Raw genomic sequence first — 24,970 nt, forward strand, 5'->3', positions numbered from 1 at the left:
CCTTTTGGCGGCATTTCAGATAGAATCGACGGTTTGCGGACAGCCGGACAGCCGGACAGCCGGACAGTGCTCATTGCGGTTCGTTCGGCAGGAGCTCTGCACCGGCTTCTCGACGTCCTGCCCGTCTTCGACGGTGACAAGCGCATCACCGTCCGGTTCACGCTGGTCCCGGGGTCGGCGTTCGACGTGGACGCCCTCGCGGCCCTGGAGCGCTCCGGTGCCCGGACCGTCGCCTGGGAGCAGGCCCGCGCACGCGAGCACGACCTGATACTGACCGCGAGCCCGAAGGGCGCGCTGCGGGTCCTGTCCGGTCCCCGGGTGGTGATGCCGCACGGGGCCGGCTTCAACAAGTCCCTCAGGGACGAGGGTTCGCCCCATCTCCCGTCCGGTCTTGACCCCCATTACCTGCTCGCCGACGGCGAGCCCTGGGCCGACCTGCACGCGCTGGCGCACGGCGAGCAGGTCGACCGCCTCGCCGAGCACTGCCCCGCGGCCGCCGCGCGGGCGTCCGTGGTGGGCGATCCGACCCTGGACCGGCTGCTCGACTCGCTCACCCACCGGGAAAGTTACCGCTCCGCCCTGGGTACGGGCGAACGGCGGCTCATCGTGCTCACGTCCACCTGGGGGCCGGAGTCGCTGTTCGCCCGCCGGCCGGAACTGCCGCGCGAACTCCTCGGCCGGCTGCCGCACGACGCCTGTCAGCTCGGCCTGGTCCTCCACCCCAACGAGTACAGCCGGACCGGCCCGTTCGACCTCGCGCGCCAGCTCGCCCCGGCCCTGGCGGCGGGCCTGATCCTGGCCAGGCCCCACGAGGAGTGGGCCGCGCTCCTCGTCGCGGCCGACGCCGTGGTCACCGACCACGGCTCCACCGCCCTCTACGCGGCCGCCCTCGGCCGCCCCGTCGTCGGGGCGTACGACGGCGGGAGCGAGCTGATACCCGGCAGCCCCATGGCGGACATGCTGGCGCAGGCCCCCCGGCTCGCGGAGGCCGCCGACCTGCCGGATGCCCTCCGGGCGGCGGAGGCCCATGACACCCGCCCTTTCGCGGCCGCCGCCTTCGCCCGGCAGGGCCAGTCCCTGCGACGGCTCCGGAACGAGCTCTACCGGCTGCTGGGACTCCGCCCGCCGGCCGTCCCCGTGGCCCCGCACCCGCTCCCCCGCCCGGCCACCGCGCCCCGTCGGCCCGCCGCCTTCGCCGTACGGGCCCACGTCCTCGGGCACCGGATCGGCGTCGAGCGGTTTCCCCCGGACACCTCCGAGGCCGTACATCATCTGGCCGCCGAACACCCGGAAGCGGACACGCGCCACTCGCAGAGCGCGTCGGTGCTGTGGCGCCGGGCCCGGACCGCGGCACCGGCACCGCACAGCAGCACGTGGACGGCGGCCGGGTGGACCGCCCGGATGCTGGACGAGGCCCCGATGTGCCGGACCGCGGCCGCGATCCTCACGCCGGAACGGTGCCTGGTCCGGCACCGCTCGGCCGGCCTGCTCAGCGTCCGCGTCGAGCCGTGCCGGACCACCGGACGCGTCCTCCGCGCCGACCCGGCGGCCGTCGTCTCGGCGGTCCACTCATGGCTGTACGAGACACCGCGGTGGGCGCCACCGGTGACGCTCGTCTGCGACACCGGCCCGCTCACGGTCCGGGTGCGCCTGACCCCGGCGGACGGAGCGGACCTCGCCTACGAGCTCTGACCGCCCTCGGCCGGCCCGCCCGCACGGGCGGCCAACAGCCGTGCCAGGGACCGGTTCTCGGCGGCCTCGGCCGTCGCGCCGCGGTCGTCGGCGAGGCCGGCGAGTTCCTCCAGGACGCGCGCCTCGTCGGCGGTGGAGCCCCGGTCACGGGCGCTCCGCAGCGCGGCACGTACCAGGTCCTCGGCTTCCGCCGCCCGTCCGGCGCGCCTCAGCGCCCGGCCGAGTTCGAATCCGGTGCGGGCGGTCATCCGCTCCCGGCGCTGCTCCCGCGCCATCCGGTGCGCGTCGCTCAGCAGGGTGACCGCCCGTCCGACCTCTCCCTGACGCAGGGCGGTGCGGCCCAGCAAGTGCGTCTGGAGGAGCACGCCGTACGCGTTCCCTATCGCCGTGTGGATCCGCAGGGAGGCCTCGAAGTCCGCGGCGGCGCCCTCCAGTTCACCCATGGCGAGCTTCAGCAGACCGCCGAACTCCACGGCCGAAGCCTTCAGCTTGCGTTCCGGCCCGGATTCGCCCAGGGCCTCGGAGGCGTTCAGGGCGCGGCGCAGGTGTTCCGCGGCCTCGTCGTAGCGCTGCTGTTCCCACAGCGGCCTGGCCAGCTGGCAGCGCATCCGGACCATCGCCGGCAGGTGTTCCAGGCGGTCGGCGGCCGCCACACCGGTCGCGAAGGCGTCCGTGACGTCCGCGTAGTGCGGGTGGTCGAGGAAGTGGGTCCACAGCGGTTCGCACAGGGCCCACGCGTCCTCGTCCAACCCGCTGTCGAAGGCCAGCCGGACACAGCCGTACAGAGCGAGTCGCTGCGACTCCAGCCACCTGAGCGCTTCCGTCTTGGTGGCGAACTCGACGTCGGGGACATCGGCGACGGGCCCGGGCAGCTCCGCGAGAGTCATGCGCGGGCCGGCCGCCATCAGGTCCGCCCGGCCGGACTGCCGCCGGTACCAGCGGACCAGCGCGCGGCGCGCCTCGGCGCGTTCCGCTCCGTCGGGGTCGGCCTCGCGCGCACGGCGGGCGGCGTGTCCGCGCAGCAGGTCGTGCATCCGGCAGCCCTCGGACCGTCTCTCCAGCAGGCCCGCCGACTCCAGCTCCTCCAGCGCGTCCACGGCGCGCTGGAGGCCGCCGCCGAGAAGCGCGGCGGCCGCCGGTTCCGTGACGACCGGGGCGGGGTACAGCGACAGCAGGCGGTAGAGCCGCGCGGCTTCCCGGTCCAGTCCCGCGTACGCGGCGTCCCACACCGCCTCGACCATGGGGATGCCCCGCTCGCGCAGTTCCGCGGTCAGCTCCTCGACGAGCCGGGACAGGCTGCGCCGACGGTATTTGCGGACCCACTGGCCGGCCACGTTCAGCGCCGCCGGCAGTCCTCCGCAGCCGCGGACGAGCGCCGCCGTCGCGTCCGGCTCCGCCGGGAGCCGGTGGTCGTCCACGATGCGCGCGAGGAGCCGCGCCGCGTGGTCCAGGGCGAGGGGGTGCACGGGCACCTCGACCGGCGCCGTGCCGTCGAGGTCGTAGAGCGCCCCCTGGCTGGTCACGATCGCCAGGCTGCCCGCGGACGCCGGGAGCAGCGGTACGGCTTCGCTGCCGTACCGGGCGTTGTCGATGATCACGACGAGCCGCTTGTCGCGGGTGCGCGTCCAGTACTGCTTCGAGCGGCCGGCGAAGGACCGCTCCAGCCATTCCGGCGTGACCCCCAGGCCGGTCAGCAGCTGCGCGACGGCATCGGCGACCTCCACCACGCCGTCCCGGCGCAGGTCGTCCAGGTCGACGTACAGCACGCCGTCGGGGTAGCGCGGGCTGAGCCGGCGGGCCACGTGGAAGCCCAGGGCGGTCTTGCCGATCCCTCCGATGCCGCTCAAGGCCACGACCAGCGGGGAGCCGTCGCCCGGGTGGCTCTCGGCGGCCCGCAGGATGCGCTCCTGTTCGGCCTGCCGGTCCTCGAAGTGCGCGAGGGCGGGCGGCAGCTGGAAGGGCACCGGCCCCTCCGGGGCCACCACGCCGTGCAGATGCTGGTGCAGCGCTTCGATGCGCCCGGCCTGGACCACCACGTCCGCTCGACCGTCCAGGCTGTTGTGCGTCTCCTCGGCCATTCCCCAACTTTACGTGCCACCACCCGTGCTGACGGGCCGACGGATCAACCGAACAGCCGCGTCCTGTGCGTCACACGCTTCTATGGTGGCTACAACAGACGACCACCCAGGGAGCGTATCCATGGACCCGATCACGGCTGCGGCCCTCACCGCGTTGGCCGGAGGGCTGGGCGGGGAAGCCGCCCGCCAGGCATGGCAGGGACTCTCCGCCCTCGTGCGGCGCCCGTTCTCTCGGGGAGAGGCACTCGACGCACCCCCCGGTGTGAGCACGGGGGAGCTGGAGCTCTCCTCCCTGGAAGACGCCCCGGCCGATCCGATGCGGGCCCAGGCCCTGGCCACGGCGCTGGGCGTCCGGGCGGCTCTGGACGGCGAGTTCCGGGCGCTTCTCGAGGAGTGGTGGCAGCAGACGCGGGCGGCCGGGGAAGCCGGTGACGTGCACAACCACATCAGCGGCGGGACCCAGCACGAGGTCTTCCAGGGAAGGGACTTCTCCGGCGTCACCCTTCACGTGCACCGGACCTCGCCTCCCGCGGACCGGCGCTGAGCATCCGTCGAGGTGCCCGGCGGGGCCCCGGGCCATCGGCTCGGGGCCCCTTTCGCGCCGTGCCGGTCTTACGCCGCCGGCTTGCGGAGGGTCGCCATGAAGAAGCGGGTCTTGCGGATGAGGGTCTCCTGCGCGCTCCCGAGCCCGGCGATCAGCCCGTCCACGAACTCCGCTCCGAACCGCTCCGTGAACTCCGCCCGCCGGGAGTGGACCCCCAGCGCGAACACGTTCATCGTCATCGCCAGGTTCGCCGACAGGTCCTTGAGCGACAGCGTGTGGAAGCCCGCCCGGCCGACGATGTCGAAGAACTCCCCCAACCGCGGCGGGACGTTGGCGGCGTATACCGTCTCGAAGAGGGCGGTCTCGGACTCGGTGAGCTCCTCGGTGACGACCGATTCCAGCACCAGGAGATCGCCGCCGGGCTTCAGGACCCGCCAGGCCTCGCCGAGGGCCTTGGCGCGGTCCATGTGACAGAGGCTCTCGATCGCCCACGCGCAGTCGAACGACTCGTCCTCGTAGGGGAGTCGCATGGCGTCGGCGACCTCGAAGGTGAGGCGGTCGGTCAGTCCGTGCTCGCCCGCGAGCCGGTTGGCGGCCGCGATCTGCTCCTTGCTGACGGCCACGCCGGTGACCGCGACGCCCCGCTGCCGCGCCGCCTTGAGCGCGGTGCGGCCGGTGCCGCAGCCGATGTCCAGCAGGTGCTGTCCGGCCTCGGGGGCGAGGGTCTCGATGAGGTAGTCGGTGTACCGGTCCTGCGCCTGCGAGGACATGACCGCCAGTTCCATGCTCTGCGGAACGGGCGCGTCCGGCGGGAACCACAGGCCGCAGTGCACGCTCTCGCCGAGGGTCAGGTGGTACACCTCGCCGAACTTGTCGTACCAGTCGCCGACCTCGTCGGCCGTGACCTGCTGCTGGGGGGTCCTTGCTTCCTGCGGCACAGTGCGGTTCCTTCCGGGTACGAGATCGTTGGATCGCCCGGGCAGGACAGGACGGTGCTCGGTCCGGTCACCGGCCCACGCCCGGGAGATCCTTCAGGACCCCCGGAGGCCGGACAAGGTCGCCTGCCGCCGCGAACACCCGGTTCAGGCCACCGCCCTCACTCGTCCTCGTACGCCGCGTCCTCCATCAGCCGCTCCGCGATGTCGTCGGCCCACGCCTGGGCCCAGCGGCGAAGTCCGGCGACGGCGGCCTCGTCCAGGCCCTGGGCGGTGAACTCGCTGTCGTCGATCCATTCCGCCCCGGCGAGCCGGGCCTGGAGGTCGGTGAGGTCGAAGGCGGCGTCGCGGGCGTGGCGGCGGCCGAGCTCCTCGAGTTCGACGGCGGACCAACGGGCGGCCGCTGCACGGACGTCGACGAGGCTGCGGGCGAGCCCGAGGTCGGCCAGGGCGCGCACTTCGAGGCCGACCACGTCCTCGACCGCGGGCACGGAGCCGTACTCCGTGGGCACCGGAGGCCGCCACAGGGTCTCCTTGCGGAGGTCGACGGCGCACTCCTCGCCGGTCGTGGGGTCGGCCACGGTGAGCCGTGCCGCGAGGGGATCGGCCGACACCGGCCGCACCTGCCAGCCCCGCTCCTCCAGCCCGGACCGGAGCGCCGCCGCGATCCCCGCCATGGGCAGGGGCGCGTCGGTGACGAACTCCAGGTCCCGCCCCGGCCGTCCCCCGAGCCCGTGCGCCCGCACCGCGTAGGCCCCGGCGAGCACGACGGTCACCGGCGCGCAGGCGTCCACCACATCGGGCAACAGCCGCCGGTGCAGCCCTTCCGGCGCGGGCGGGGGCATCTCGGGCAGCATGATCGCGATTATGGCGCACGGGGGCGGGGCCCGCGCGGTGCGCCGTGCGTGGTTCTCCGCGAACCGGTGGACTCCCCCGGTGCACGCGGAAAGCCGCCCCCGGGTCGGCCCGGGGGCGGCTTGTTCAGGTGGGGGACGGGTCAGTCCTCGTCGTGGTGGTGACCGTGGTGACCGCCGTGACCTTCGTGGCCGTGGCCATGGCCTTCGTGGTCCTCACGGTTCCAGGAGCCGTTGTCCGACAGGATCGGGATCTCGTCGAGGATGTGCGAGAGCGGGTCGTCCCCGTCCTGGATCGTGGAGTTCTCGGTGCACTGCTGCTGCTGCTGCGAGGACAGGATCGGGATGTCCTGGAGGCCGACGTTGAGCAGGCCGATGAGCGACTGGGCGCCGAGCTTGCCGATGCCGAGGCAGGGCTTGTTGAGCGAGCCGTTGATCAGCCCCATCTGGGGGCTCATATAGCCGCCGGTCCAGGTGTTGCCGTACATCTGGCCGGCACCATTCGCGTTGGAAACGTCGCTTCCGTTGCCCACCGCCATCGCCGGGGCGGTGGAGACGCCGGCCGCGGAAGCCACGAGCACCGTGGTGGCCACTACTTTCTTGATCACGCTATTCCTTCGCTCTGGTCGACGATTTACGGGAGCGCCCTGGCTAACTCGGAAATACGGCGGAGGTTATTCGGCTTCACTCCTTCAGCCCACCGTGCGGCCCGATCAGCATAAAAGGCACACGATGGCGGCCCGGCGGGAAATCGGAACGAAAAGCCCCCCTGCCGCGGGGCCCGCACACCCGCGGCAGAGGGGGCTTTTCGTGCATCCGGTGTCGTCCGGTGCCTACGGTCAGCCGTTGCCGGAACCGTTGCCGGACAGGACCGGAATCTCCGACAGGATGTGCGACAGCGGGTCGTCCCCGTCGTTGATCGTGGAGTTGTCGGTGCACTGCTGCTGCTGCTGCGAGGACAGGACCGGAACGTCCTGGACGCCCACGTTGATCAGGGCCAGTACGGACTGGACACCCAGCTTGCCGATGCCCAGGCAAGGCTTGTTCAGCGTGCCCTGGATCAGGCTCATCTGCGGGCTCTCGACGCCCCCGGTCCTGGTGTTCCCATAGCCGGTCTTGGCGGCGTTGCCGTTGGCAACGTCCTGGTCGTTGCCGATCGCCAGCGCGGGGCCGGCGAGGGAACCGACCGCGGAAACCGTCATCGCGGTCGTGGCCATTGCCTTCTTGAGCACGTCTATGCCTTTCGATCGTGTAGCGCCCCCACTGGGAAAGCGTTCTGAATAACTCCGGCCTTTTGGAGAGGTTCCGGGCTTTCACTCATTCGAGCCAGTGGGCTCGCTGCACGTATTACTGGCACATCGCGGGACGTATTACTGGCACTCTTATGACCGGCCGAGCTGCCTATGGACAATGACGCCGGAGAGCGTGACACGGCGACAAGGCCCGAGGGTGAGCCGCCGGCGCGTGAGGGGAATCCGGACAGGGCTTCGTGGAGGGCGCGTTCGGCCCGCGGGCCGCGCATCACCACCGCGGACACCCCCCTGGAGCCCCGGCGCCGGCGAGCGCCGCACCGTCCGCCGGTCCGCCCGCCGCGACCCGCGCGCGCTCCGCCGCGTCCGCGTGCACCCGGCCGCCAAGTCCGCACGGGTGACGGTGAATTGAGCGGCGGGGCGATGGCAGGGAGGCCCACGACAATGTACGTATTGCGTGCCGGTGGTGTCGCGGTCGTCGTCGCGGCCCCCGCCGCGGAGGTTTCCTGCGGCATGATCTCCACGCCCGCCCAGCGTGTGCGACGGCGACCCGACCGGTCACTTCCTTGCGGACGGGGCCGGCGGAACCCACGAAGGCAGGCTGCCAACTTGCCGGGCAACAAGTAGATCCGGTTGAGGGCGGCAGGTTCACGACAACAGCAGGAGAGACCATGGGCAGCACCCCTCAGGCGCGCAGGAGCGACACCCGTGAGCGCATCCAGAAAACGGCCCTGGACCTCTTTGTCTCACGCGGCTACGAGAAGACGTCGCTGCGGGAGATCGCCGAGGAGCTCGGCGTCACCAAGGCGGCGCTGTACTACCACTTCAAGACGAAGGAGGACATCCTCACCGCGATCTCCGAGGATCTCGGGCGCCCGGTGGACGAACTCATCGCCTGGGCCGAGGAACAGCCACCGACCCTCGATACCAGGCGGGAGTTGATGACCCGCTACAGCGCGGCCCTGAAGTCGGCCATGCCGATCTACCACATCCTCCAGGAGAACCAGGCGACCCTGCGCGACCTGGCCGTCGGGCGGACGCTGCGCAGCCGCGTCGAGGCCATCTCCCGGCTGATGCACACCGGGGACGTCGACTTCGACACCCACATCCGCGTCGCCAGCGCCCTGCTGACCGTCCACTTCGGGGCGTTCACACTGGACGGGCTCGGCGGTACGGACGAGGAGAAGCGCCAGGCGCTCCTCAAGGTCGCGCTGGAGACCATCGGTGCTCCCGCGGGCCAGTCCGGCTGACCGCGATTGACCCTTTCAGGCGACCCCGGCCGGGGTGGCGGCGCGCTGCCGCTCCAGTTCCGCGAGCGCGCGGGCGCCCCGGCCGGGGGCGATGTCGAGCCGGGCCAGCACGGCCGGCACGGCCACGCCGGGCATCAGGTGCTCGTAGAGCACGATGGCCCGGCGCTCCAGGTCGGCCCGGCCGCAGACCGTCTGGGAGAGGGCGTTGATGCCGCCGTACGCGGCGACGATCAGCTCGGCGACCTCCGACGGCATGACGTGCGGCAGCACCTCGCCGCGCTCCTTGCCCTCCATCAGGGTCCGGGTGTGCAGCTCGGTCCATTCGTCGAACCGGCCGTCGCGGTGCGCCGCCGTCGCGCTGTGTTCGATGGACAGCCGCACGCTGCCGCGCAGCACCGGGTCCACCAACAGCCGGTGCGTGAAGATCATCCCGATGTCGACCAGCTCCTGCATCTTGGAGGAGCGCGGCAGTTCGGGGCGGAGCGCGGTGACGGACATCCGCGTCTGGACGACGGCGCGGGCCAGGTCCTCCTTCGAGGCGAAGTGGAAGTACAGCGCACCCTTGGTCACTTCGGCGCGGGCGAGGATCTCGCTGATGGTGGCGGCGTCATAGCCCCGCTCGTCGAACACCACCGCGGCCGCTTCCAGGATGGCCCGCCGCGTTCTTATCGCACGGTCCTGCTTTGCCACGGTACGCCTCCGCATCGCTGAGGGACCCGCGCACCGCGTCCTGCGCGGCAGGGCGGATCGCTGGCCGCTGTCGCTGCCGCCGGGTTACCGCGCGCGGCCGCGGCGTAGAGCGTATGCAGGACACCCGCGTCAAGGGAGGAGAGCGAACCAGCCATCATGTCCGGCGCCATGGCCCGGAAGGGGGTTGACTGGGGTCCGACGCCACCGGCCGCGGCCGGTCCGACGAGCCGAGGGAGCCCGCACGGATGAGTCTCACCGGGACCGCGTTCTTCGCCATGCTCGTCGCGGCGACCGTGGTCGCCGTGCTGGCGACGCTGCTGCTGTGGGCGAGGATCCCCGGCCCGCGCCCGTTCGCCTGGGTGGCGCGGATCGTGCTGATCGGGCTGTGCCAGGTGACCGCGATCTGTGTCGTCGCGACATGGATCAACAGCAGCTACGGGCTCTACGCCTCCTGGGACGACCTGCTGGGGCGGCCCGGCGGCTCGGGCCCGGTGTCGATGCCCGGCCCGCCCCCGGAGCGGGCCCGCTTCCTGCGCGGGGACGCCGGCATACAGGAGACGTACGTCCGCGGGCGCGCCTCGGCGCTGTCCGGGCAGGTGATGGTCTGGACCCCGCCGCAGTACGACGACCCGCGCTACCGCAAGACCGACTTCCCCGTCGTGCTGCTGCTGCACGGTGTCCCCGGGTCGCCGCAGTCGTGGATGGAGCAGGGCCATATGCCCGGCGACTTCCAGAAGCTGCTCAGGGACGGGGCGAGCCGGCCGTTCATCCTCGCCGTGCCGATCATCAACCCCGGCGGTGTCGACACGGACTGCACGGACACCACCGGGCACAAGGTCGCGACGTGGCTCTCCTCGGACGTCCCCGACCTGATCCGGCACCACTTCAGGACCGGGAAGGGCCCGCGCTACTGGGGGCTGCTGGGCATCTCCACGGGCGGCTACTGCGCGGCCAAGCTGCCCCTGCAGTACCCCAAGGTGTTCGGCGCGGGCGCGGCCCTGGACCCGGATCCGCTGACCGGTGACCGGGGCGTCCTGCCGGACGCGCAGCTGCGGCTGCACAACAGCCCGATGTGGCTGGTGGCCCACACCAAGGCGGACGTCGGCCTGTTCCTGGCGACCTCGCGCCAGGACCGGGACAGCCCGCCCTCGTACATCGAGGAGTTCCAGCGGGCGGCCGCGGGCAGCAAGGTCCGGCTGAAGACCATGCTGGCGCAGAAGGGCGGGCACAACTACAACACGTGGATCTCGATGTACCCGGAGGCGTTCAGCTGGCTGGGCGAGGAGCTGGACAAGGGGCCGGCATAAGGGAAAGGGACCCGGAAGGTCCCTTTCCCGCGAATTTCGCGAAAGCTCAGCTGTTGACGTCCTGCGGGAAAACCAGCTGCTTGCTCATCCACTCCAGGCTCGGCGAGATCTCCCGCCGCCAGGTGGTGAAGTTGTGGCTGCCCTCATCCAGAATGATCTTGGAGGCGAACATCGGCTCCTTGACCGCCTTGAGGAACTTCTCCGTCTCCTTGAAGTTCTTCTCGCCCTTTTTGCTGCTGGTGACGAGCACGGAGACCTTCGGCACGGGCAGGTTCTTCAGGCGCCAGATCAGATCGTGCTCGCGCTCCCGCTGCTTCGCCTCGTCCCCGCTGCCGAAGAGGTTTCCCGTGGTCAGATCATTCTTGATCTTGTAGTCGGCGGAGAGGGCGGCCGCAGCGGGATAGACGGAGGGCTGGCGCATCGCGAGCTCCAGCGCGCAGGTGCCGCCCGAGGAGTAGCCCATGGCGCCCCAGGCGCTGGCCTCGTGGCCGACGCGATAGGCGCTGCGCAGGGCCTCGGGCACGTCCTTGGTGAAGTACGTCTCCGCCTGCGGGCCGCCCGGGACGTCCACGCACTCGGTGTCGCGCGGCGGCGCGATCGTCGGCCGGAGCATCACGATCACGGTCGGCTGCATCTTCTTCCCGGCCAGCAGCTCGCTCGCGGTCTTCGGGATCTGGAGGTATTTGGAGAGGTTGTCGATGCCGCCCGGATAGCCGCTGATGGCCACGATCACGGGGAAGCGCTGGCGCTCGTACTGCTTCTGGAAATACTGCGGCGGCAGATACACGAACGCCGGCTCGACGACATTGGAGCGGCGGCCCACCAGGCGCACCGACTCCACCGTCCCGACCTTGTCCTTGGGGCCGTCCGGCAGGCCCATGCGGTCCGTGCTCTGTGAGCTCGCGGGCCGGATCAGGCCGCCCTTGGCCGCGTCGACCGTCGTCCCCGTATTGGTGTCGGTGACCGCCGTGACCTGGCCGGGCGACCGGTCGTAGCGGCCGAGCAGCTGGCCCCAGGTGCCGTAGAAGCTGTTCGCGGAGTTCACCGCGAGCAGCACCACGGACATGATCGACAACTGGGTCACCAGGATCGAACCGAGCCGCCCCAGCACGGGCAGCGCGCCGCGCCCGGAGAGCCGCGGCCAGAGCCATACGGTGAGGCCGACGCACAGCACGGCGACGAACACCACCGTATACAAGAGTGACCGGCTGGTCAGGCCCATGCGGCTCTCAACTCCCTGCCCCCGTGGTGGGTACTCATGTTCGGTAAAACGATGCTCACCGATAAAGAGGCCGGAATAGGTGGAGAGGGTTGCCCTGGACCCATTTCTTACCCTGCTCTTGGCCTGCTCGTGTCCTGGGCGTACGACACCGTTACCGCGCCGGAAACCGCCCACCCGGGGGTGGGTGACGGCCGCGCTGGGCAGGAAGGGCGCATGGGCGACGTCTTCTTGCGCAGGTTGAGCCGCTGGCAGTCCGACCAGTACCGCGAGCAGCTCGCGGATCTGCACGTAGCGGCGTACGGGGGCACGCCCGGCGAGCCCTCCCACAGCCGCTCCCGCTTCCAGGAACGGCTGGCCGAGGACTCCTCGCGGCCCGGCTTCGACCTGGTGATCGCCGAGAACCGCGGGCCGGTCGGCTGCGCGTACGGCTATCCGCTGGCCCGGGACAGCGACCGCTGGCAGGGCTTCGACGGGCCCGTCCCCGCGGACCTGGAGGAGCTGACGGCCGCCGGGCGGGTCTTCCTCGTCGCCGAGCTGATGGTCCTGCCGCGCCACCGCCGCCAGGGCACCGGCGGCCGCCTCCACGACCGGCTGCTCTCCGGCAGCGGGGCGGGGCTCGCGGCGATGGTCCTGTCCCCTGCGGACGCGCACGGGGACGGCGCGCACGCGGCCCGGCTCTCGTGGGGGTGGACGACCGCGGGAAAACTGACGCTCGGGGACGGGGCCGTGCGGGAGGTCTTCACGCGGCCGCTGCGAAGGTGACCGTCACCCCTGACGGTGTGTGAGGATGCCGCGAGGGCAGGCGTGGTGGTGCCTGTCCGGCGCCCGGCGCGCTCACGGGTGAGCCCAGCTGGAGCAACCGGGCGCGGGGGCCGTCCCCCGACGGTGTCGGGCGCGTGACGGCTTACGAGGGTCTCGGCACGCCGGGAGGCGCGTGACGGCTAGCCTTACGTAGCCGTCCGGACCTGGGATATTCCCCGACACTCCGGACATTTCATAACCCCCGAGACACGTGAAGGACTTCTCCCCATGGGCATTCGGAGTCTGCTGCGGAACGCGTTCGGCCGGTCCAGGACAGCGACAGCCGAGCGCGACGAACCCAGCCTGCCCCAGCAGAACGCGGGACGGACGGCCGGAGCCGACGGCACGGAACCGGCCGCCGGCTCCGCGCCCGCCCCGGAGAAGGAGCCCGCCGCGGTCGTCCCCGGGCCGTCGGCGGAACCCGTGACGACGACGGCTCCTGACACCGCGTCGGCTTCCGCTTCGGTCCCGGCCCCCGCCTCGGAGCCCGCGCCCGCCTCCGCGTCCGCTTCCGTCCCGGCCCCCGCCTCGGAGCCGGCCCCGGCCGAGCCCTTCCGCGCGCCGGTCCCCGCGCAGCCCACCACGGACCGCGTGCCCGACCCCGGGCCGCTCGGCCCCACTCCTGGGCCGACGCCCAAGCCGGATCCGCTCCCCCAGCCGGAACCCGGGCCGACGCCGATGCCCTCCCCCAAGCCCATCCCGGAGCCGGACCCGGTGCCCGCTCCGCTCCCCTCGCCGCCGGTGGAGCCCGAGCCGACGCCGCGCCCGGTCCCCAGGCCCGAACCCGCCCCGGGCCCGACGCCCGAGCCGCAGCCCGCGATGCCGCCGCGCGACGCGGGGACCGCCGGCGCCATCGGCGCGGAGCAGGCCGTCGGTCCGCGGAAGGTGGAGAAGACCGCGCCCGCGCTGGTCAGCCTGTGCAAGGCCGCGGCGGTCTCACTGGAGAAGCAGGGACTCACCGGGCAGCGCGCGGCCGTCTATCTGGTCCTCGACCGCTCGGGGTCGATGCGCGAGTACTACAAGAACGGCACGGTCCAGCACCTCGCCGAGCAGGCCCTCGGCCTCTCCGCCAACCTCGACGACGACGGCACCGTGCCCGTCGTCTTCTTCTCCACCGACATCGACGGCACGGCCGATCTGGACCTCACGAACTACGAGGGCCGGATCGACGAACTCCACGCCTCCATGGGCCACATGGGCCGCACCAACTACCACTGGGCCATGGAAGCGGTGATCGACCACTACCGGAAGTCGGGCGCCACGGACCCGGCGTTCGTCATCTTCCAGACCGACGGCGGCCCCTACAGCAAGCCGGCCGCGGAGCGCGCCCTGTGCGAGGCGGCGAAGCTCCCCATCTTCTGGCAGTTCGTGGGCTTCGGCGACCCGGAGGGCAAGGGCTTCGACTTCCTGCGCAAGCTCGACGACCTCGCGGTCCCCGAGAAGCGCGTCGTCGACAACGCTGGCTTCTTCCACGCGGGCCGCGACCCGCGCGCCCTGACGGACGCGCGCCTCTACCAGGAGCTGATGATCGAGTTCCCGGAGTGGCTGGCCGAGGCCCGGGCCGCGGGCATCGTGAAGTAGCCGCTCCACAGCGCCGTACGGCGAAAGGCCGCCCCCACGACCGGGGGCGGCCTCTTTTCGTCTCACGGGCGGAACCGCACCGTCACCCGGAGGCCGCCGCCCGGCCGCGGGACCGCCTCCACCGTCCCGTCGTGCGCCCGCGCGATGGACCGGACGATCGAGAGGCCGAGGCCCGTGCCGCCACCGAGCCGCTCCCGCCCGGCGCCCCGCCGGAAGGGCTCGAAGAGGCCGTCGACGTCCTCCGCCGCCACCTCCGGTCCGGTGTTCGTCACCGTCAACCGGCCCGGCCGTACGTCCACTTCCACGCTCCCGCCCGGGTGGTTGTAGCCCACCGCGTTGCGCAGCAGGTTGCCGGTCAGCTGGGCGAGCAGTACGCGGTTGCCGGTGAGCGGGGCGGGGGCGGCGTGCGCCTCGACGCGTACGCCCTCCCGTTCCGCGCGGTCCGCGACGGCGGCCGTCTCCTCCGCCACGACGTCCGCGAGGTCGAGCGGATCCCGGCGCTCCAGTCCGCGTTCGCTGCGGGCCAGCACGAGCAGGCCGTCGATCAGGTGCTCCGAGCGCCGGTTGGTCTCCAGCAACAGCGCCTTCGTGCGCGCCAGTTCCTCCGGCGACAGGTCGCCGTCCAGGCCGACCTGGATGGCGGCGCGCTGGGTGGCGAGCGGGGTGCGCAGTTCGTGGGAGGCGTTGGAGACGAAGCGGCGCTGGCTGTCGAAGGCACCTTCCAGGCGGCCGAGGAGCGCGTCGATCGTGTCGGCCAGCTCCTTGAGCTCGTCGTCCGGGCCGCGCTGTCCGATGCGCTCGTGGAGATTGCGCTCGGAGATGCGGCGGGCGGTGGCGGTCATGGCGTGGACGGGCCGCAGCACGCGCCCCGCCGTCCACCAGCCGACGCCCACCGCCAGCAGGGCGGTGAGCAGCAGGGCGAGCACGGACCACAGGACGAGCTGATGGGAGGCGGCGGCGCTGACGTCGCCGGTGACCTGGGAGATCATGGACGGGGCGAGGCTCTTGATCTCCTGCCCCTGATAGGCGCCGGCCGGCTCGCCCGGCCGCAGCGCCTCCACCGGCATCGCGGTGCGCGCGATGACCGTGGCCTGTTCGCGCGTACCGGCGCGGGAGAGGACGTTGACGGTGACCAGCAGCAGCGTGCCGAGCACGAGGAACACCGCGCCGTAGGCGGCGGCGATGCGCGTACGGGCGGTGAGCGCGGGTCCGCGGACGCGGAGCCTCACAGCGCGTACCCGACGCCCTGGACGGTACGGATCAGCGGCGGCTCGCCGAGCTTGCCGCGCAGCTTGCTCATGGCCACGCGCACGGCCCCGGTGAAGGGGTCGGCGTGCGCGTCCCAGGCGCGCTCCAGCAGCTCCTCCGCGCTGACGACAGCGCCCTCCGCCTCCAGCAGGATCTGGAGCAGGGCGAACTCCTTGGGGGAGAGGTCCAGGTCCCGGCCGTCGCGGGAGGCCGTGCGCCGCACGGTGTCCAGCCGCAGCCCGGAGCGCTCCAGCACCGGCGGCGCGGGTCGGGCGCTGCGGCGGCGCAGTGCCCGTACGCGCGAGACCAGCTCGGGAAACTCGAACGGCTTGGGGAGATAGTCGTCGGCGCCCAGGTCCAGCCCGGCGACGCGGTCCTCCATGCTGCCGGCCGCGGTGAGCATCAGGATGCGGGTGCGGGAGCCGGAGGCGACGAGGCGGCGGGTGACGTCGTCGCCGTGCACCCGGGGGAGATCGCGGTCGAGGACGACGACGTCGTAGTCGTGCAGGTCGAGATAGGCGATCGCGGCGTCCCCGCTGTAGACCGTGTCCACGGCGAACCCGGCCCGGCGCAGGCCGGTGGCCACGAGCTCGGCCAGTATTTCCTCGTCCTCGGCGACCAGCACACGCATCCCGTTGTCCATCCTTGTCGGTATTGACCCCCTTTCCAGCATGCATGTGGGTCTACCGCACGGGATGTTTCGCGGATGTCTCCGTCGCGGGGACCGGGGCGTGCGGGGCCGGGGCGCATGCCTCGCGCGCCCCCTCGGTCACCTCCGGGCGCCCCTTCACGGTGGTGACGCCGGTGCGATCGAGTGACTACCCTAGGTAGTCGTAGGATCACTCTTCGGATCCGTCACAGTCGAAGAGCCATCGCAGCCGAGGATCCGTCGCCGCCGAGGATCTGTCGCAGCCGGGAACCTGAGCCGATGAGGGGGAGGGGAGCTCGGGTGGCGGGAGAGGGTTCGCACCTCCCGCCACCCGGGCAGACGTCTTCCGGCCCGCGCTACAGCCACACCCCCAGCAGGAACGGATAGGCGTCCAGGATCTCCGCCGGCCCCTGGATCACCTCGCGCAGCGTGAAGACGAGATAGCGGTCCCCCTTCGTCGCGAAGAAGTGCGTCTCCTCCCCCACGCCCGCCGAGGCCACCGCGTCCGGCACGCCGCCGAACTCCTTCGGCAGATGCCCAAGTTCGACCTCGCGCACCTCGCGCTCGTACGGCGAGCCGGGCCGGTCGACGACCACGGTCCCGCGCTCCCCGAACACCAGGTAGGACGAGCCGTCCGGCGCCGCGGACACCGCCTTGAAGCGCCGGCCGGCCCGCGGCTGGAGCTCCTGGGCGGGGAAGTAGTCGTCGGCGGGCAGCAGGTCCTCGCCCTCCCGGTCCGAGAACTCGACGGCGAGATCGCCCTTGACGCCGAGATACGGATACCGGTGGCCCCGCGGCGTGCGCGTCACGAAGTCGAAGCCGCCGTGGAACTCCTTGGCCAGGTGCGGGAACGCCTCGCTGATCTTCTTCCGCTCGGTCTCCACCCGGTTCCGCTGGGAGAAGCGGATGACCTCGTCGTCCCGGAACCCGTCGAAGCGGATGTACGGCGTGCGGTCGCTCCCCGGCACCCACTTGGACACCGTCCCGAAGACGCCACCGGTCGCCTCCAGCGTCGTCTTCAGCACGCCGGCGGCCGTCGAGACGATGCCCCCGGTGCCGGGCTCCACCACCAGCCCGGCCAGCGCGTCGAACGCCCGTGTCCCACCGGCCCGTTCGACGGCCTCGAAGTGCCACCGCTGGGCCCCGGCACGCGCGGCCACGGTCTCCCGCGTCTGCTCGATCACCGCGCCCTCGGCGGTGGCGCCGTCGCGCACGGTCAGCCGCAGATCGCTGTGGACGTTGACGACGGGCGACCCCTCGTCCGCGTCGTTCGTGATCCGCCAGGTCTGGCTCCGGTACGCGGGCGCGCTCTCGTTCAGGTGCGCCTGCCCGACGGCGGTGCCCTTGGCGTACCGGCGGACCTGGAGATACCGGCCGCTGCGCAGATTCCGCACCCGGTAGGTGTCCCTGCCCCCCTGCCCGGGCTCCAGCCGCCACGCCTGCCCGGCCCGGGGCGGCCACGCGTGCAGCCGCTCCTGCACCACCGCCGCGCCCTTCGCCGTCAGATACAGCCCGGTCTCGTCGTTCCTGATCAGGTACGTGGTCTTGGCGCTGACGCTCATGGACCCTCCTGTGAACGGCCGGATTCACTGCCTTGCTCCGGCGCCCCACGTTAGGAGCGCGGGAGATGGGGTGCGACAGGAAACCCGGCCATCCGTACGGCGGCGCGCGGGCCGTACGGCGGGACCGCCCGCGGCAGCGGCGAAGCCTCGTTCAAGTGGTCTGATCAGGCTCACGTCTCAGTGGGCATCCTCAAAGCGTGAGCAATGAAAATCCCCCCTCGCTCCCTGCCCCCACTCCCCCTCCTCCCACCCCCGTGAGTTATGCCGTGGACACGCGCACCAACCGCCTCGGCCAGGTCATGGACCGGCACGCCGGATACGTACAGCTACGTCCCCCTCAGGGCGGCGTCGAGTGGGACTGCCCGCCCGAGTGCGCCCGGCCCGCCTCCGAGGCGGAGGCGCTGCGCGCCCGCGTGGCGCGGCTGAATGCCGAGAGCAGGTGGGGGCTTTGACCGCGCGCACCGTCTTCCTCTTCGGGAACTGGACCCTCCAGCCGGACCAGGAGCCGGACGCGGAGCCGATCACGTACGCGATGCAGTGCGCGGTGTGCGAGGCGTGCTCGGCCGCGGTGGAGGACTTCACGGACGCCCAGGGCTGGACGTTCCGGCACGCGGGAAGCAATCCGTCCCACCACACCTACCGGGAGGTGATCACCAGGCCGTGGCGGGCGTGGATGTCCGAGCCGCCGCCGGTCAGGGGCTGAAGGCCCGGGCGGTGCAAGGGCGGGCCCCCGCGGCGGACGCCGAAATCGCCGCGCGGGCACCCCCCGGCCCTCGGATACGCTAAAGACCTCTGTAAACCGCGACCAGGGAGCAGCCGGAAATGGCTCGACACCTCATCACCAGCGCCCTTCCGTACATCAACGGGATCAAGCACCTGGGCAACATGGTGGGGTCCATGCTCCCGGCGGACGTCTACGCCAGGTTCCTCCGCCAGACCGGCCGCGAGACGCTCTACATCTGCGCCACCGACGAGCACGGCACGCCCGCCGAGCTCGGCGCCAAGGAGCTCGGCCTGCCCGTCGACACCTTCTGCGCCCAGCAGCACGACGCGCAGAAGGCCATCTACGACGGCTTCGGGCTGTCCTTCGACTACTTCGGCCGCAGCTCCTCCCCCGAGAACCGCGAGATCACCCAGCACTTCGCGCGGAAGCTCAAGGAGAACGGCTTCATCGAGGAGCGGGCGATCCGCCAGGTCTTCTCGATCACCGACGACCGCTTCCTGCCCGACCGCTACATCGTCGGCACCTGCCCGCACTGCGGCTACGACAAGGCGCGCGGCGACCAGTGCGAGAACTGCACCCGCGTGCTGGACCCGACGGACCTGATCGAGCCGCGCTCGGCGATCAGCGGCAGCAGCGAGCTGGAGGTCCGCGAGACCAGGCACCTCTTCCTGCTCCAGTCGAAGCTCCAGGGCGAGGTCGAGGCGTGGATCGACGAGCACGGCAAGGACTGGCCGGTGCTGGCCTCCTCCATCGCCCGCAAGTGGCTGACCGAGGGCCTCAACGACCGCGCCATCACCCGTGACCTGGACTGGGGCGTGCCCGTCCCGGCCGACACCTGGCCCGGGCTCGCGGCCGAGGGCAAGGTCTTCTACGTCTGGTTCGACGCCCCGATCGAATACATCGGCGCCACCAAGGAGTGGGCGGACCAGAACCCGGAGAACCGCGACTGGAAGTCGTGGTGGTACGAGGCCGAGGACGTCCGCTACACCCAGTTCATGGGCAAGGACAACGTCCCGTTCCACACGGTGATGTTCCCCGCCACGCAGCTCGGCACCCGTGAGCCGTGGAAGAAGGTCGACTACGTCAAGGCCTTCAACTGGCTCAACTACTACGGCGGCAAGTTCTCCACCTCCCAGAAGCGCGGCGTCTTCACGCACGACGCCCTGGAGCTGCTGCCCGCCGACTACTGGCGCTATTTCATGATGGCCAACGCCCCCGAGTCGGACGACACGTCCTTCACCTGGGAGCTCTTCTCCGCCACGGTCAACAAGGACCTCGCCGACGTCCTCGGCAACTTCGTCAACCGCGTGCTCTCGTTCTCCAAGAAGCGCTTCGGTGACGAGGTCCCCGCGGGCAGCGAGGCGGGCGAGGCGGAGGCGGCGCTCGGCCGCGAGATCGCGGAGCTGCTCGCGGAGTACGAGCGGCACATGGAGGAGCTCCAGTTCCGCAAGGCGGCGCAGGCGCTGCGCGCGCTGTGGAGCGCGGGCAACTCCTACCTGGAGACCAAGGCCCCCTGGCTGGAGATCAAGACCGACCCCGAGGCCGCGGCGCTCACGCTGCGCACGGCGATGAACCTCATCCACCTCTACTCCGTGGTGTCCGAGCCCTTCATCCCGGCGTCCGCCGCCGCGATGCGGTCCGCGTTCGCGCTGACGGATGACAACGCCACGTGGGTCACCTCCGACGAGGCGAAGTCCCTGTCGTTCGTCCCCGCGGGCACGGCCTTCACCGTGCCGCCGGTGCTCTTCGCGAAGATCACCGAGGACGACCTGGCGGCCTACCGCGAGCGCTTCGGCGGCGGCGAAGACGCGTAGTCGCTCCCCCTCGATCACATGCAGCAGGGCCCGGAACCGCGATGGTTCCGGGCCCTGCTGCGTGTGTATTGATCGATCGGCAATCGTTCGTTGACAGCGGCCCAGCAAGGTGGGACGCGTAGATACATGGGGGAAGACGGGGAAGACGAGGAAGAGAAGTGTCCGACAAACGCATCACCGTGACCGTTCACGCGACCGACGAGCTCAACCGGGCGAGGTTCGTCCGCCGGCTGCGGGAGCTGCCCGAGGTGCGGGTGGTCCGCGCGGACGGGGCCGTGTCCTTCGTCCTCATGGGCACGGACGACGCCCCGGCCGCGGCGGAACTGCGCAGGCTGGCCCGGGACGGCGACGAACGGGTGGTGCTCGTGGCCGAGGAACTCGGCGAAACGGAGCTCATGGCGGTGGCGGAGTACGGCGTACGGTCCGTGCTCTACCTGGGCCGCCTCACGGCCTGGCGCCTGGCCCGCGCCGTCCACTCCGCGGTGGGCTGCTGCGCGAAGGTTCCCATGGTGACGGCGCTGGTCTAGCGCCGCCGGCCCGGCCCTGGCGGAGCGCGGTCGGGGGTCCGGGGGTCTCCCCCGGACCCCCCGGATACGCCGAACGCCGGGCGGGCTCGGGTCTCCGAGCCCGCCCGGCGAGGGCGAAGGGCACCCGGAACCTTCCGGGCGCCCCACCGAAACTACTTGGCCGGCTTCGCCGGCTGCGGCTTGCGCAGCGACAGGTGAAGCTCCTTCAGACGCGACTCGTCGACCTCGCTCGGCGCGCCCATCAGAAGGTCCTGCGCGTTGCCGTTCAGCGGGAACGCGATCGTCTCGCGGATGTTCGGCTCGTCGGCCAGCAGCATCACGATGCGGTCGACACCGGGGGCGATACCGCCGTGCGGCGGGGCGCCGAACTTGAACGCGCGCAGCATGCCGCCGAACTCGCGCTCCACATCCTCGTTCGAGTAACCGGCGATCTCGAACGCGCGGTACATGACCTCGGGCTCGTGGTTGCGGATCGCGCCGGAGGACAGCTCCGTGCCGTTGCAGACGATGTCGTACTGCCAGGCCAGGATGTCCAGCGGGTCCATCGTGTTCAGCGCTTCCAGGCCGCCCTGCGGCATGGAGAAGGGGTTGTGGGAGAACTCGATCTTGCCGGTCTCCTCGTCCTTCTCGAACATCGGGAAGTCGACGATCCAGCAGAAGCGGAAGACGTTCTCCTCGAAGTGGCCCGCGCGCTTCGCGGCCTCGACGCGGACCGCGCCCATGATCTTGGAGACCTCGTCGAACTCACCCGCGCCGAAGAAGACGGCGTGGCCGGGGACCAGGCCGAGGGCCTCGGTCAGGGCCTTGACGTCCTCCTCGGTGAGGAACTTCGCGATCGGGCCGGCCAGCTCGCCGCCCTCGCCGACGCGGACCCAGGCCAGGCCCTTCGCGCCCTGCTCGACCGCGTACTCGCCGAGGCCGTCGAAGAACTTGCGGCTCTGACCGGCGGTGTCCGGCACGGCCAGCGCGCGGACGTGCTTGCCGGCGAACGCCTTGAAGCCGCTGTCGGCGAAGACCGCGGAGACGTCGACCAGCTCAAGCTTGGCGCGCAGGTCCGGCTTGTCGGAGCCGTACTTCAGCATCGCCTCGCGGAAGGGGATCCGCGGGAAGGGCGAGGTGACGTGGCGGCCGTTGCCGAACTCCTCGAAGAGCTCGGTCATGACCTTCTCGATGACCTGGAAGACGTCCTCCTGCTCGACGAAGGACATCTCCATGTCGAGCTGGTAGAACTCGCCCGGCGAGCGGTCCGCGCGGGCGTCCTCGTCGCGGAAGCAGGGCGCGATCTGGAAGTAGCGGTCGAAGCCCGCGATCATCAGCAGCTGCTTGAACTGCTGCGGCGCCTGCGGCAGCGCGTAGAACTTGCCGGCGTGCAGCCGGGACGGCACCAGGAAGTCGCGCGCGCCCTCGGGGGAGGTGGCGGACAGGATCGGGGTGGCCAGCTCGTTGAAGCCCTGCGCGGTCATCTTCTGCCGGATGGCGGAGATGACGGCCGAGCGCAGCATGATGTTGCGGTGCATGCGCTCGCGGCGCAGGTCGAGGAAGCGGTACTCCAGGCGGCGCTCCTCGTTCACACCGTCGTCGGCGTTGATCGTGAAGGGGATCTGCTCGGCGCCGCCGAGCACCTCCACCTCGGTGACCTCGATCTCGATCTCACCGGTGGACAGCTCGGGGTTGACGTTGTCCGCGCCACGGCTCATGACCTTGCCGTCCACGCGGACGACGGTCTCCTTGGTGAGGTGGCTCAGGGCCTCGTTGGCGGCGGTGCCGGGGCGGGCGACCAGCTGGACCAGGCCGTGGTGGTCGCGGAGGTCGATGAAGAGGATGCCGCCCAGGTCGCGCCGATTGTGCAGCCAGCCACTCAGTCGCACGTCGGTGTCGACGTCAGCCGCACGGAGCTCGCCGCAGGTGTGGGACCGGTACCGATGCATCGTTCATCCAAGTCGTTGGTCGAGGTGTGATCGAGGTCGTCGATCGAGGTCAGTGATCGAGGTCGTTGATCGGGCCGGGGCGCCGGGTCAGCGACGTAGCAGCCCCTGTGCAAGCCTACCTACTGCTGCGAGCGGCCTCGGTGGTGTCCATCGCCGATACCCGCATAAAGTGGGGCAATGCGCACCGAGGACGTACTGGCCGCTGTCGCGACCGGCCTGTGGCACTGGGACAACGCCACGCGCGTCGTCACCTTCGATGCCGAGGCCGCCCGTCTCATCGGCCTCCCCGCTGCGCCCGTGGAGCTCACCGAATCCGCGACCCGCGCCCGCTTCCACGCCGTCGACTGGGTGGAGATCCAGGGGATCATCAGCCTAGCGGTGGCGGAGGGCACGCTCGCCGAGGCCCGGCTCAGGGTCGTCAACGACGAGGGCCGGGTGCTGCGGACGCTGCGCACCCGCACCAGGTCGTCCGTCCAGCAGGGCGAGCACGTCCTGGTGGGCACGCTGCAGGAGGTCCCCCAGCCGCTGCAGGGCACCACGGCGTCCCGCACGTCCGTCACGGGTGACTGGCGCCGCAACAGAGAAGCGTTTCTGCTGGACGCCGGGCGGGCCCTCGCGGAGGCCCGCTCGACGGCCGAGGTGCTGCGGGTGGCGGCGGGGCTCTCGATGCCCGGCTTCGTGCCGTCGGGCCTGGCCGTCTTCAGCGCGGAGGCGGGCCGGGTCAAGGTCATCGGCCACCACGGCTACGGTCCCGGCGAGGCGGCGCCCTTCCTCGACCTGCCGCTGAGCGCCGCCTATCCGGCCGCGGAGGTCATCCGCACCGGCCGCGCGATCTACTTCCCCTCCCCCGAGGACTACGAGCGCCGCTTCCCCGAGGCGTGGAAGGGCGTGGCGCACTTCGGCCGCAGGGCGTGGGCCTTCCTGCCGCTGATCAACGCGGGGCAGACCATCGGCGCCTGGATGGCCGGCTTCAGCGTCCCGGTCTCCTTCACCCCCGACGAGCGGTCCGTGCTCACCACGGTCGCCCGGATGCTCGCGCAGGCGCTGAGCCGGGCCAGCGTCCACGAGTCCGAGCGCGAGCTGACCGTGGGCCTCCAGCGCTCGATGATGCCGACGCTCCAGCCGGACATCCCGGGGATGTCGGTGGCCGCGCGGTACGTCCCCACCGGCGGCGGGCTGGACGTCGGCGGCGACTGGTACGACATGATCCCGCTGCCCAACGGGAAGATCGCCCTGGTCATAGGGGACGTGCAGGGCCACGACGTACGGGCCGCGGGGCTGATGGGGCAGCTGCGGATCGCCCTGCGCGCGTACGCCTCCGAGGGGCACCACCCCGACGCGGTCCTCTCCCGGGCCTCGCGCTTCCTCGCGGGGATCAACGCCAGCGAGACCGAGGGCGACGACACGGAACCGCGCTTCGCCACCTGCCTCTACACCGAGGTCGACCCCGGGACCGGGCGGCTGACCATCGCCCGCGCCGGGCACCCCGACCCCGCGATCCGGCTCACCGACGGCACGATGCTCCTGCGGCCCACGGCCGGCGGCCTGCCGCTCGGCATCGACCCCGACACCGACTACCCCACCACCCGGCTCCTCCTCGAACCCGGCGAGACGATGCTCGTCTGCACGGACGGCCTCATCGAGACCGGCGGCCACGACCTGGAGACCGGCTGGGAGCGGCTGCGCGGGATCATCGAGGGGCACCCATTCGACGAGGACGGCGCCCGGGCCGCCGACTGCCTGGAATCACTCGCCGACGCGCTCGTGCAGGGCGTGCACGGGCCGTCCTCCCACTACACGACCGGCCCGCTCGTCGACCGGCGCGAGGACGACATCGCCGTCCTCCTCCTCGCCCGCGAGGGCGCGCCCCTCACCGGCGCCCCGGCCCCGCGCCGCACGGTCCTGTCCATCGCCCAGGCCGAACCGGAGCGCATCGCCGAGGCACGGCGGCAACTGCGCCTCCTCATGCACGACTGGCCGGACGAGGACCAGGTCGACTCGGCCGTCCTGATGGTCTCCGAGATGGTCACGAACGTCCTCGTGCACACGGACGGGGACGCGCTGCTCAGCGCGCAGATCTCCGGCGAGCGGGGCACGCGGTGCATCCGGGTGGACGTGGCGGACGGCAGCGACGAACTCCCGCACCGGCGCCACCCCGGGGAGATGGCCTCCTCGGGCCGCGGCCTGGTCCTGATGGAACTGCTGGCGGGCACGTGGGGGGTGGACCCCCGGGGCGAGGGCAAGAACATCTGGTTCGAGCTGTACGAGGCGGACGGGGCGGCAGCTCTGGCCGAGGTCTGATCGCCGGCTGCGG

The 24,970-nt window shown here is 71.6% G+C and carries 22 protein-coding genes; 11 read left to right on the forward strand and 11 right to left on the reverse strand.

All coding sequences use genetic code 11. The annotated features are described in order from the left end of the window. Window positions 1–66: 66 nt before the first annotated feature. Window positions 67–1,692 carry a translation initiation factor 2 gene (locus DXZ73_RS21730; RefSeq protein WP_116212754.1) on the forward strand — a complete coding sequence of 542 codons (1,626 nt, stop codon included), beginning with the start codon at window positions 67–69 and terminating at the stop codon, window positions 1,690–1,692. Here the strand turns inward: DXZ73_RS21730 and DXZ73_RS21735 are convergent. After that, the gene (locus DXZ73_RS21735; protein WP_116212755.1) at window positions 1,680–3,770 is read right to left on the reverse strand and encodes a hypothetical protein; all 2,091 of its coding nucleotides are present in this window, start codon (window positions 3,768–3,770) and stop codon (window positions 1,680–1,682) included. The genes DXZ73_RS21730 and DXZ73_RS21735 overlap by 13 nt on opposite strands. 121 nt (window positions 3,771–3,891) lie before the next feature. Here DXZ73_RS21735 and DXZ73_RS21740 point away from each other — a divergent pair, with 121 nt between their 5' ends. Continuing rightward, the gene (locus tag DXZ73_RS21740) at window positions 3,892–4,314 is read left to right on the forward strand and encodes a hypothetical protein (RefSeq protein WP_116212756.1); all 423 of its coding nucleotides are present in this window, start codon (window positions 3,892–3,894) and stop codon (window positions 4,312–4,314) included. Between the two features lie 68 nt (window positions 4,315–4,382). Here the strand turns inward: DXZ73_RS21740 and DXZ73_RS21745 are convergent, their stop codons facing one another. The 4 genes from DXZ73_RS21745 to DXZ73_RS21760 all read right to left on the reverse strand — a co-directional run bounded on the left by DXZ73_RS21745 (window position 4,383) and on the right by DXZ73_RS21760 (window position 7,335). Beyond that, entirely contained in the window at window positions 4,383–5,252 is an 870-nt protein-coding gene (locus DXZ73_RS21745; protein ID WP_116212757.1) for a methyltransferase domain-containing protein, read from the reverse strand. A 158-nt stretch (window positions 5,253–5,410) separates the two neighbouring features. Further along, on the reverse strand, window positions 5,411–6,106 hold the full coding sequence (locus tag DXZ73_RS21750; RefSeq protein ID WP_240351434.1) for a hypothetical protein: 696 nt from the start codon (window positions 6,104–6,106) through the stop codon (window positions 5,411–5,413). A 140-nt stretch (window positions 6,107–6,246) separates the two neighbouring features. Beyond that, window positions 6,247–6,711, reverse strand: a complete 465-nt coding sequence (locus DXZ73_RS21755) for a rodlin (RefSeq protein ID WP_338059133.1) — start codon at window positions 6,709–6,711, stop codon at window positions 6,247–6,249. Between the two features lie 231 nt (window positions 6,712–6,942). Then, window positions 6,943–7,335, reverse strand: a complete 393-nt coding sequence (locus DXZ73_RS21760; protein ID WP_116212758.1) for a rodlin — start codon at window positions 7,333–7,335, stop codon at window positions 6,943–6,945. 689 nt (window positions 7,336–8,024) lie between these two features. Here DXZ73_RS21760 and DXZ73_RS21765 point away from each other — a divergent pair. Next, the gene (locus tag DXZ73_RS21765) at window positions 8,025–8,603 is read left to right on the forward strand and encodes a TetR/AcrR family transcriptional regulator (RefSeq protein WP_116212759.1); all 579 of its coding nucleotides are present in this window, start codon (window positions 8,025–8,027) and stop codon (window positions 8,601–8,603) included. A 15-nt stretch (window positions 8,604–8,618) separates the two neighbouring features. Here DXZ73_RS21765 and DXZ73_RS21770 read toward each other — a convergent pair whose 3' ends face one another. Next, window positions 8,619–9,293, reverse strand: a complete 675-nt coding sequence (locus DXZ73_RS21770) for a ScbR family autoregulator-binding transcription factor (protein ID WP_116212760.1) — start codon at window positions 9,291–9,293, stop codon at window positions 8,619–8,621. A gap of 245 nt (window positions 9,294–9,538) precedes the next feature. Here DXZ73_RS21770 and DXZ73_RS21775 point away from each other — a divergent pair, with 245 nt between their 5' ends. Beyond that, entirely contained in the window at window positions 9,539–10,600 is a 1,062-nt protein-coding gene (locus DXZ73_RS21775; RefSeq protein WP_116212761.1) for an alpha/beta hydrolase, read from the forward strand. 46 nt (window positions 10,601–10,646) lie between these two features. Here DXZ73_RS21775 and DXZ73_RS21780 read toward each other — a convergent pair whose 3' ends face one another. Further along, window positions 10,647–11,822, reverse strand: a complete 1,176-nt coding sequence (locus DXZ73_RS21780; protein WP_116212762.1) for an alpha/beta hydrolase — start codon at window positions 11,820–11,822, stop codon at window positions 10,647–10,649. Window positions 11,823–12,035: 213 nt separating this feature from the next. Between DXZ73_RS21780 and DXZ73_RS21785 the strand changes: the two genes are divergently transcribed. Then, the gene (locus DXZ73_RS21785; protein WP_116212763.1) at window positions 12,036–12,584 is read left to right on the forward strand and encodes a hypothetical protein; all 549 of its coding nucleotides are present in this window, start codon (window positions 12,036–12,038) and stop codon (window positions 12,582–12,584) included. Window positions 12,585–12,851: 267 nt separating this feature from the next. Beyond that, window positions 12,852–14,204: a vWA domain-containing protein gene (locus tag DXZ73_RS21790; RefSeq protein ID WP_116212764.1), complete on the forward strand. Its 1,353-nt coding sequence runs from the start codon at window positions 12,852–12,854 to the stop codon at window positions 14,202–14,204. 62 nt (window positions 14,205–14,266) lie between these two features. Here the strand turns inward: DXZ73_RS21790 and DXZ73_RS21795 are convergent, their stop codons facing one another. From DXZ73_RS21795 to DXZ73_RS21805, 3 genes are all read right to left on the reverse strand, one after another. Beyond that, on the reverse strand, window positions 14,267–15,433 hold the full coding sequence (locus DXZ73_RS21795; RefSeq protein WP_116212765.1) for a sensor histidine kinase: 1,167 nt from the start codon (window positions 15,431–15,433) through the stop codon (window positions 14,267–14,269). After that, window positions 15,430–16,083, reverse strand: a complete 654-nt coding sequence (locus DXZ73_RS21800) for a response regulator transcription factor (protein WP_116215762.1) — start codon at window positions 16,081–16,083, stop codon at window positions 15,430–15,432. The genes DXZ73_RS21795 and DXZ73_RS21800 overlap by 4 nt, the downstream gene beginning before the upstream one ends. A 374-nt stretch (window positions 16,084–16,457) precedes the next feature. Further along, window positions 16,458–17,663 (reverse strand): RICIN domain-containing protein, encoded by a 1,206-nt coding sequence (locus DXZ73_RS21805; protein ID WP_116212766.1) that lies wholly within the window; start codon window positions 17,661–17,663, stop codon window positions 16,458–16,460. Window positions 17,664–17,929: 266 nt separating this feature from the next. Between DXZ73_RS21805 and DXZ73_RS21810 the strand changes: the two genes are divergently transcribed. The 4 genes from DXZ73_RS21810 to DXZ73_RS21825 all read left to right on the forward strand — a co-directional run bounded on the left by DXZ73_RS21810 (window position 17,930) and on the right by DXZ73_RS21825 (window position 20,728). After that, the gene (locus DXZ73_RS21810) at window positions 17,930–18,115 is read left to right on the forward strand and encodes a hypothetical protein (protein WP_116212767.1); all 186 of its coding nucleotides are present in this window, start codon (window positions 17,930–17,932) and stop codon (window positions 18,113–18,115) included. Continuing rightward, the gene (locus DXZ73_RS21815; RefSeq protein ID WP_116212768.1) at window positions 18,103–18,366 is read left to right on the forward strand and encodes a hypothetical protein; all 264 of its coding nucleotides are present in this window, start codon (window positions 18,103–18,105) and stop codon (window positions 18,364–18,366) included. The genes DXZ73_RS21810 and DXZ73_RS21815 overlap by 13 nt, the downstream gene beginning before the upstream one ends. 119 nt (window positions 18,367–18,485) lie before the next feature. After that, window positions 18,486–20,201: a methionine--tRNA ligase gene (metG, locus tag DXZ73_RS21820; RefSeq protein WP_116212769.1), complete on the forward strand. Its 1,716-nt coding sequence runs from the start codon at window positions 18,486–18,488 to the stop codon at window positions 20,199–20,201. A gap of 158 nt (window positions 20,202–20,359) precedes the next feature. Further along, the gene (locus tag DXZ73_RS21825) at window positions 20,360–20,728 is read left to right on the forward strand and encodes a DNA-binding response regulator (protein ID WP_116212770.1); all 369 of its coding nucleotides are present in this window, start codon (window positions 20,360–20,362) and stop codon (window positions 20,726–20,728) included. Window positions 20,729–20,880: 152 nt separating this feature from the next. On the opposite strand, the gene aspS is transcribed toward DXZ73_RS21825, so the two are convergent. Further along, the gene (aspS, locus tag DXZ73_RS21830) at window positions 20,881–22,656 is read right to left on the reverse strand and encodes an aspartate--tRNA ligase (protein ID WP_116212771.1); all 1,776 of its coding nucleotides are present in this window, start codon (window positions 22,654–22,656) and stop codon (window positions 20,881–20,883) included. 177 nt (window positions 22,657–22,833) lie between these two features. Here aspS and DXZ73_RS21835 point away from each other — a divergent pair, with 177 nt between their 5' ends. Next, window positions 22,834–24,957 (forward strand): ATP-binding SpoIIE family protein phosphatase, encoded by a 2,124-nt coding sequence (locus DXZ73_RS21835; protein ID WP_116212772.1) that lies wholly within the window; start codon window positions 22,834–22,836, stop codon window positions 24,955–24,957. Window positions 24,958–24,970: the final 13 nt, after the last annotated feature.

It is taken from the genome of Streptoverticillium olivoreticuli subsp. olivoreticuli, assembly GCF_003391135.1.
In the GTDB taxonomy this organism is placed as follows: Bacteria; Actinomycetota; Actinomycetes; order Streptomycetales; family Streptomycetaceae; genus Streptomyces; species Streptomyces blastmyceticus.

Excerpts from the sequence above, each read along its gene's own strand:
- DXZ73_RS21735 (WP_116212755.1), bottom strand. The coding sequence starts at position 3,770 with ATGGCCGAGGAGACGCACAACAGCCTGGACGGTCGAGCGGACGTGGTG.
- DXZ73_RS21740 (WP_116212756.1), top strand. The coding sequence starts at position 3,892 with ATGGACCCGATCACGGCTGCGGCCCTCACCGCGTTGGCCGGAGGGCTG.
- DXZ73_RS21750 (WP_240351434.1), bottom strand. The coding sequence starts at position 6,106 with ATGCTGCCCGAGATGCCCCCGCCCGCGCCGGAAGGGCTGCACCGGCGG.
- DXZ73_RS21765 (WP_116212759.1), top strand. The coding sequence starts at position 8,025 with ATGGGCAGCACCCCTCAGGCGCGCAGGAGCGACACCCGTGAGCGCATC.
- DXZ73_RS21775 (WP_116212761.1), top strand. The coding sequence starts at position 9,539 with ATGAGTCTCACCGGGACCGCGTTCTTCGCCATGCTCGTCGCGGCGACC.
- DXZ73_RS21780 (WP_116212762.1), bottom strand. The coding sequence starts at position 11,822 with ATGGGCCTGACCAGCCGGTCACTCTTGTATACGGTGGTGTTCGTCGCC.
- DXZ73_RS21785 (WP_116212763.1), top strand. The coding sequence starts at position 12,036 with ATGGGCGACGTCTTCTTGCGCAGGTTGAGCCGCTGGCAGTCCGACCAG.
- DXZ73_RS21790 (WP_116212764.1), top strand. The coding sequence starts at position 12,852 with ATGGGCATTCGGAGTCTGCTGCGGAACGCGTTCGGCCGGTCCAGGACA.
- DXZ73_RS21800 (WP_116215762.1), bottom strand. The coding sequence starts at position 16,083 with ATGCGTGTGCTGGTCGCCGAGGACGAGGAAATACTGGCCGAGCTCGTG.
- DXZ73_RS21805 (WP_116212766.1), bottom strand. The coding sequence starts at position 17,663 with ATGAGCGTCAGCGCCAAGACCACGTACCTGATCAGGAACGACGAGACC.
- metG (WP_116212769.1), top strand. The coding sequence starts at position 18,486 with ATGGCTCGACACCTCATCACCAGCGCCCTTCCGTACATCAACGGGATC.
- aspS (WP_116212771.1), bottom strand. The coding sequence starts at position 22,656 with ATGCATCGGTACCGGTCCCACACCTGCGGCGAGCTCCGTGCGGCTGAC.
- DXZ73_RS21835 (WP_116212772.1), top strand. The coding sequence starts at position 22,834 with ATGCGCACCGAGGACGTACTGGCCGCTGTCGCGACCGGCCTGTGGCAC.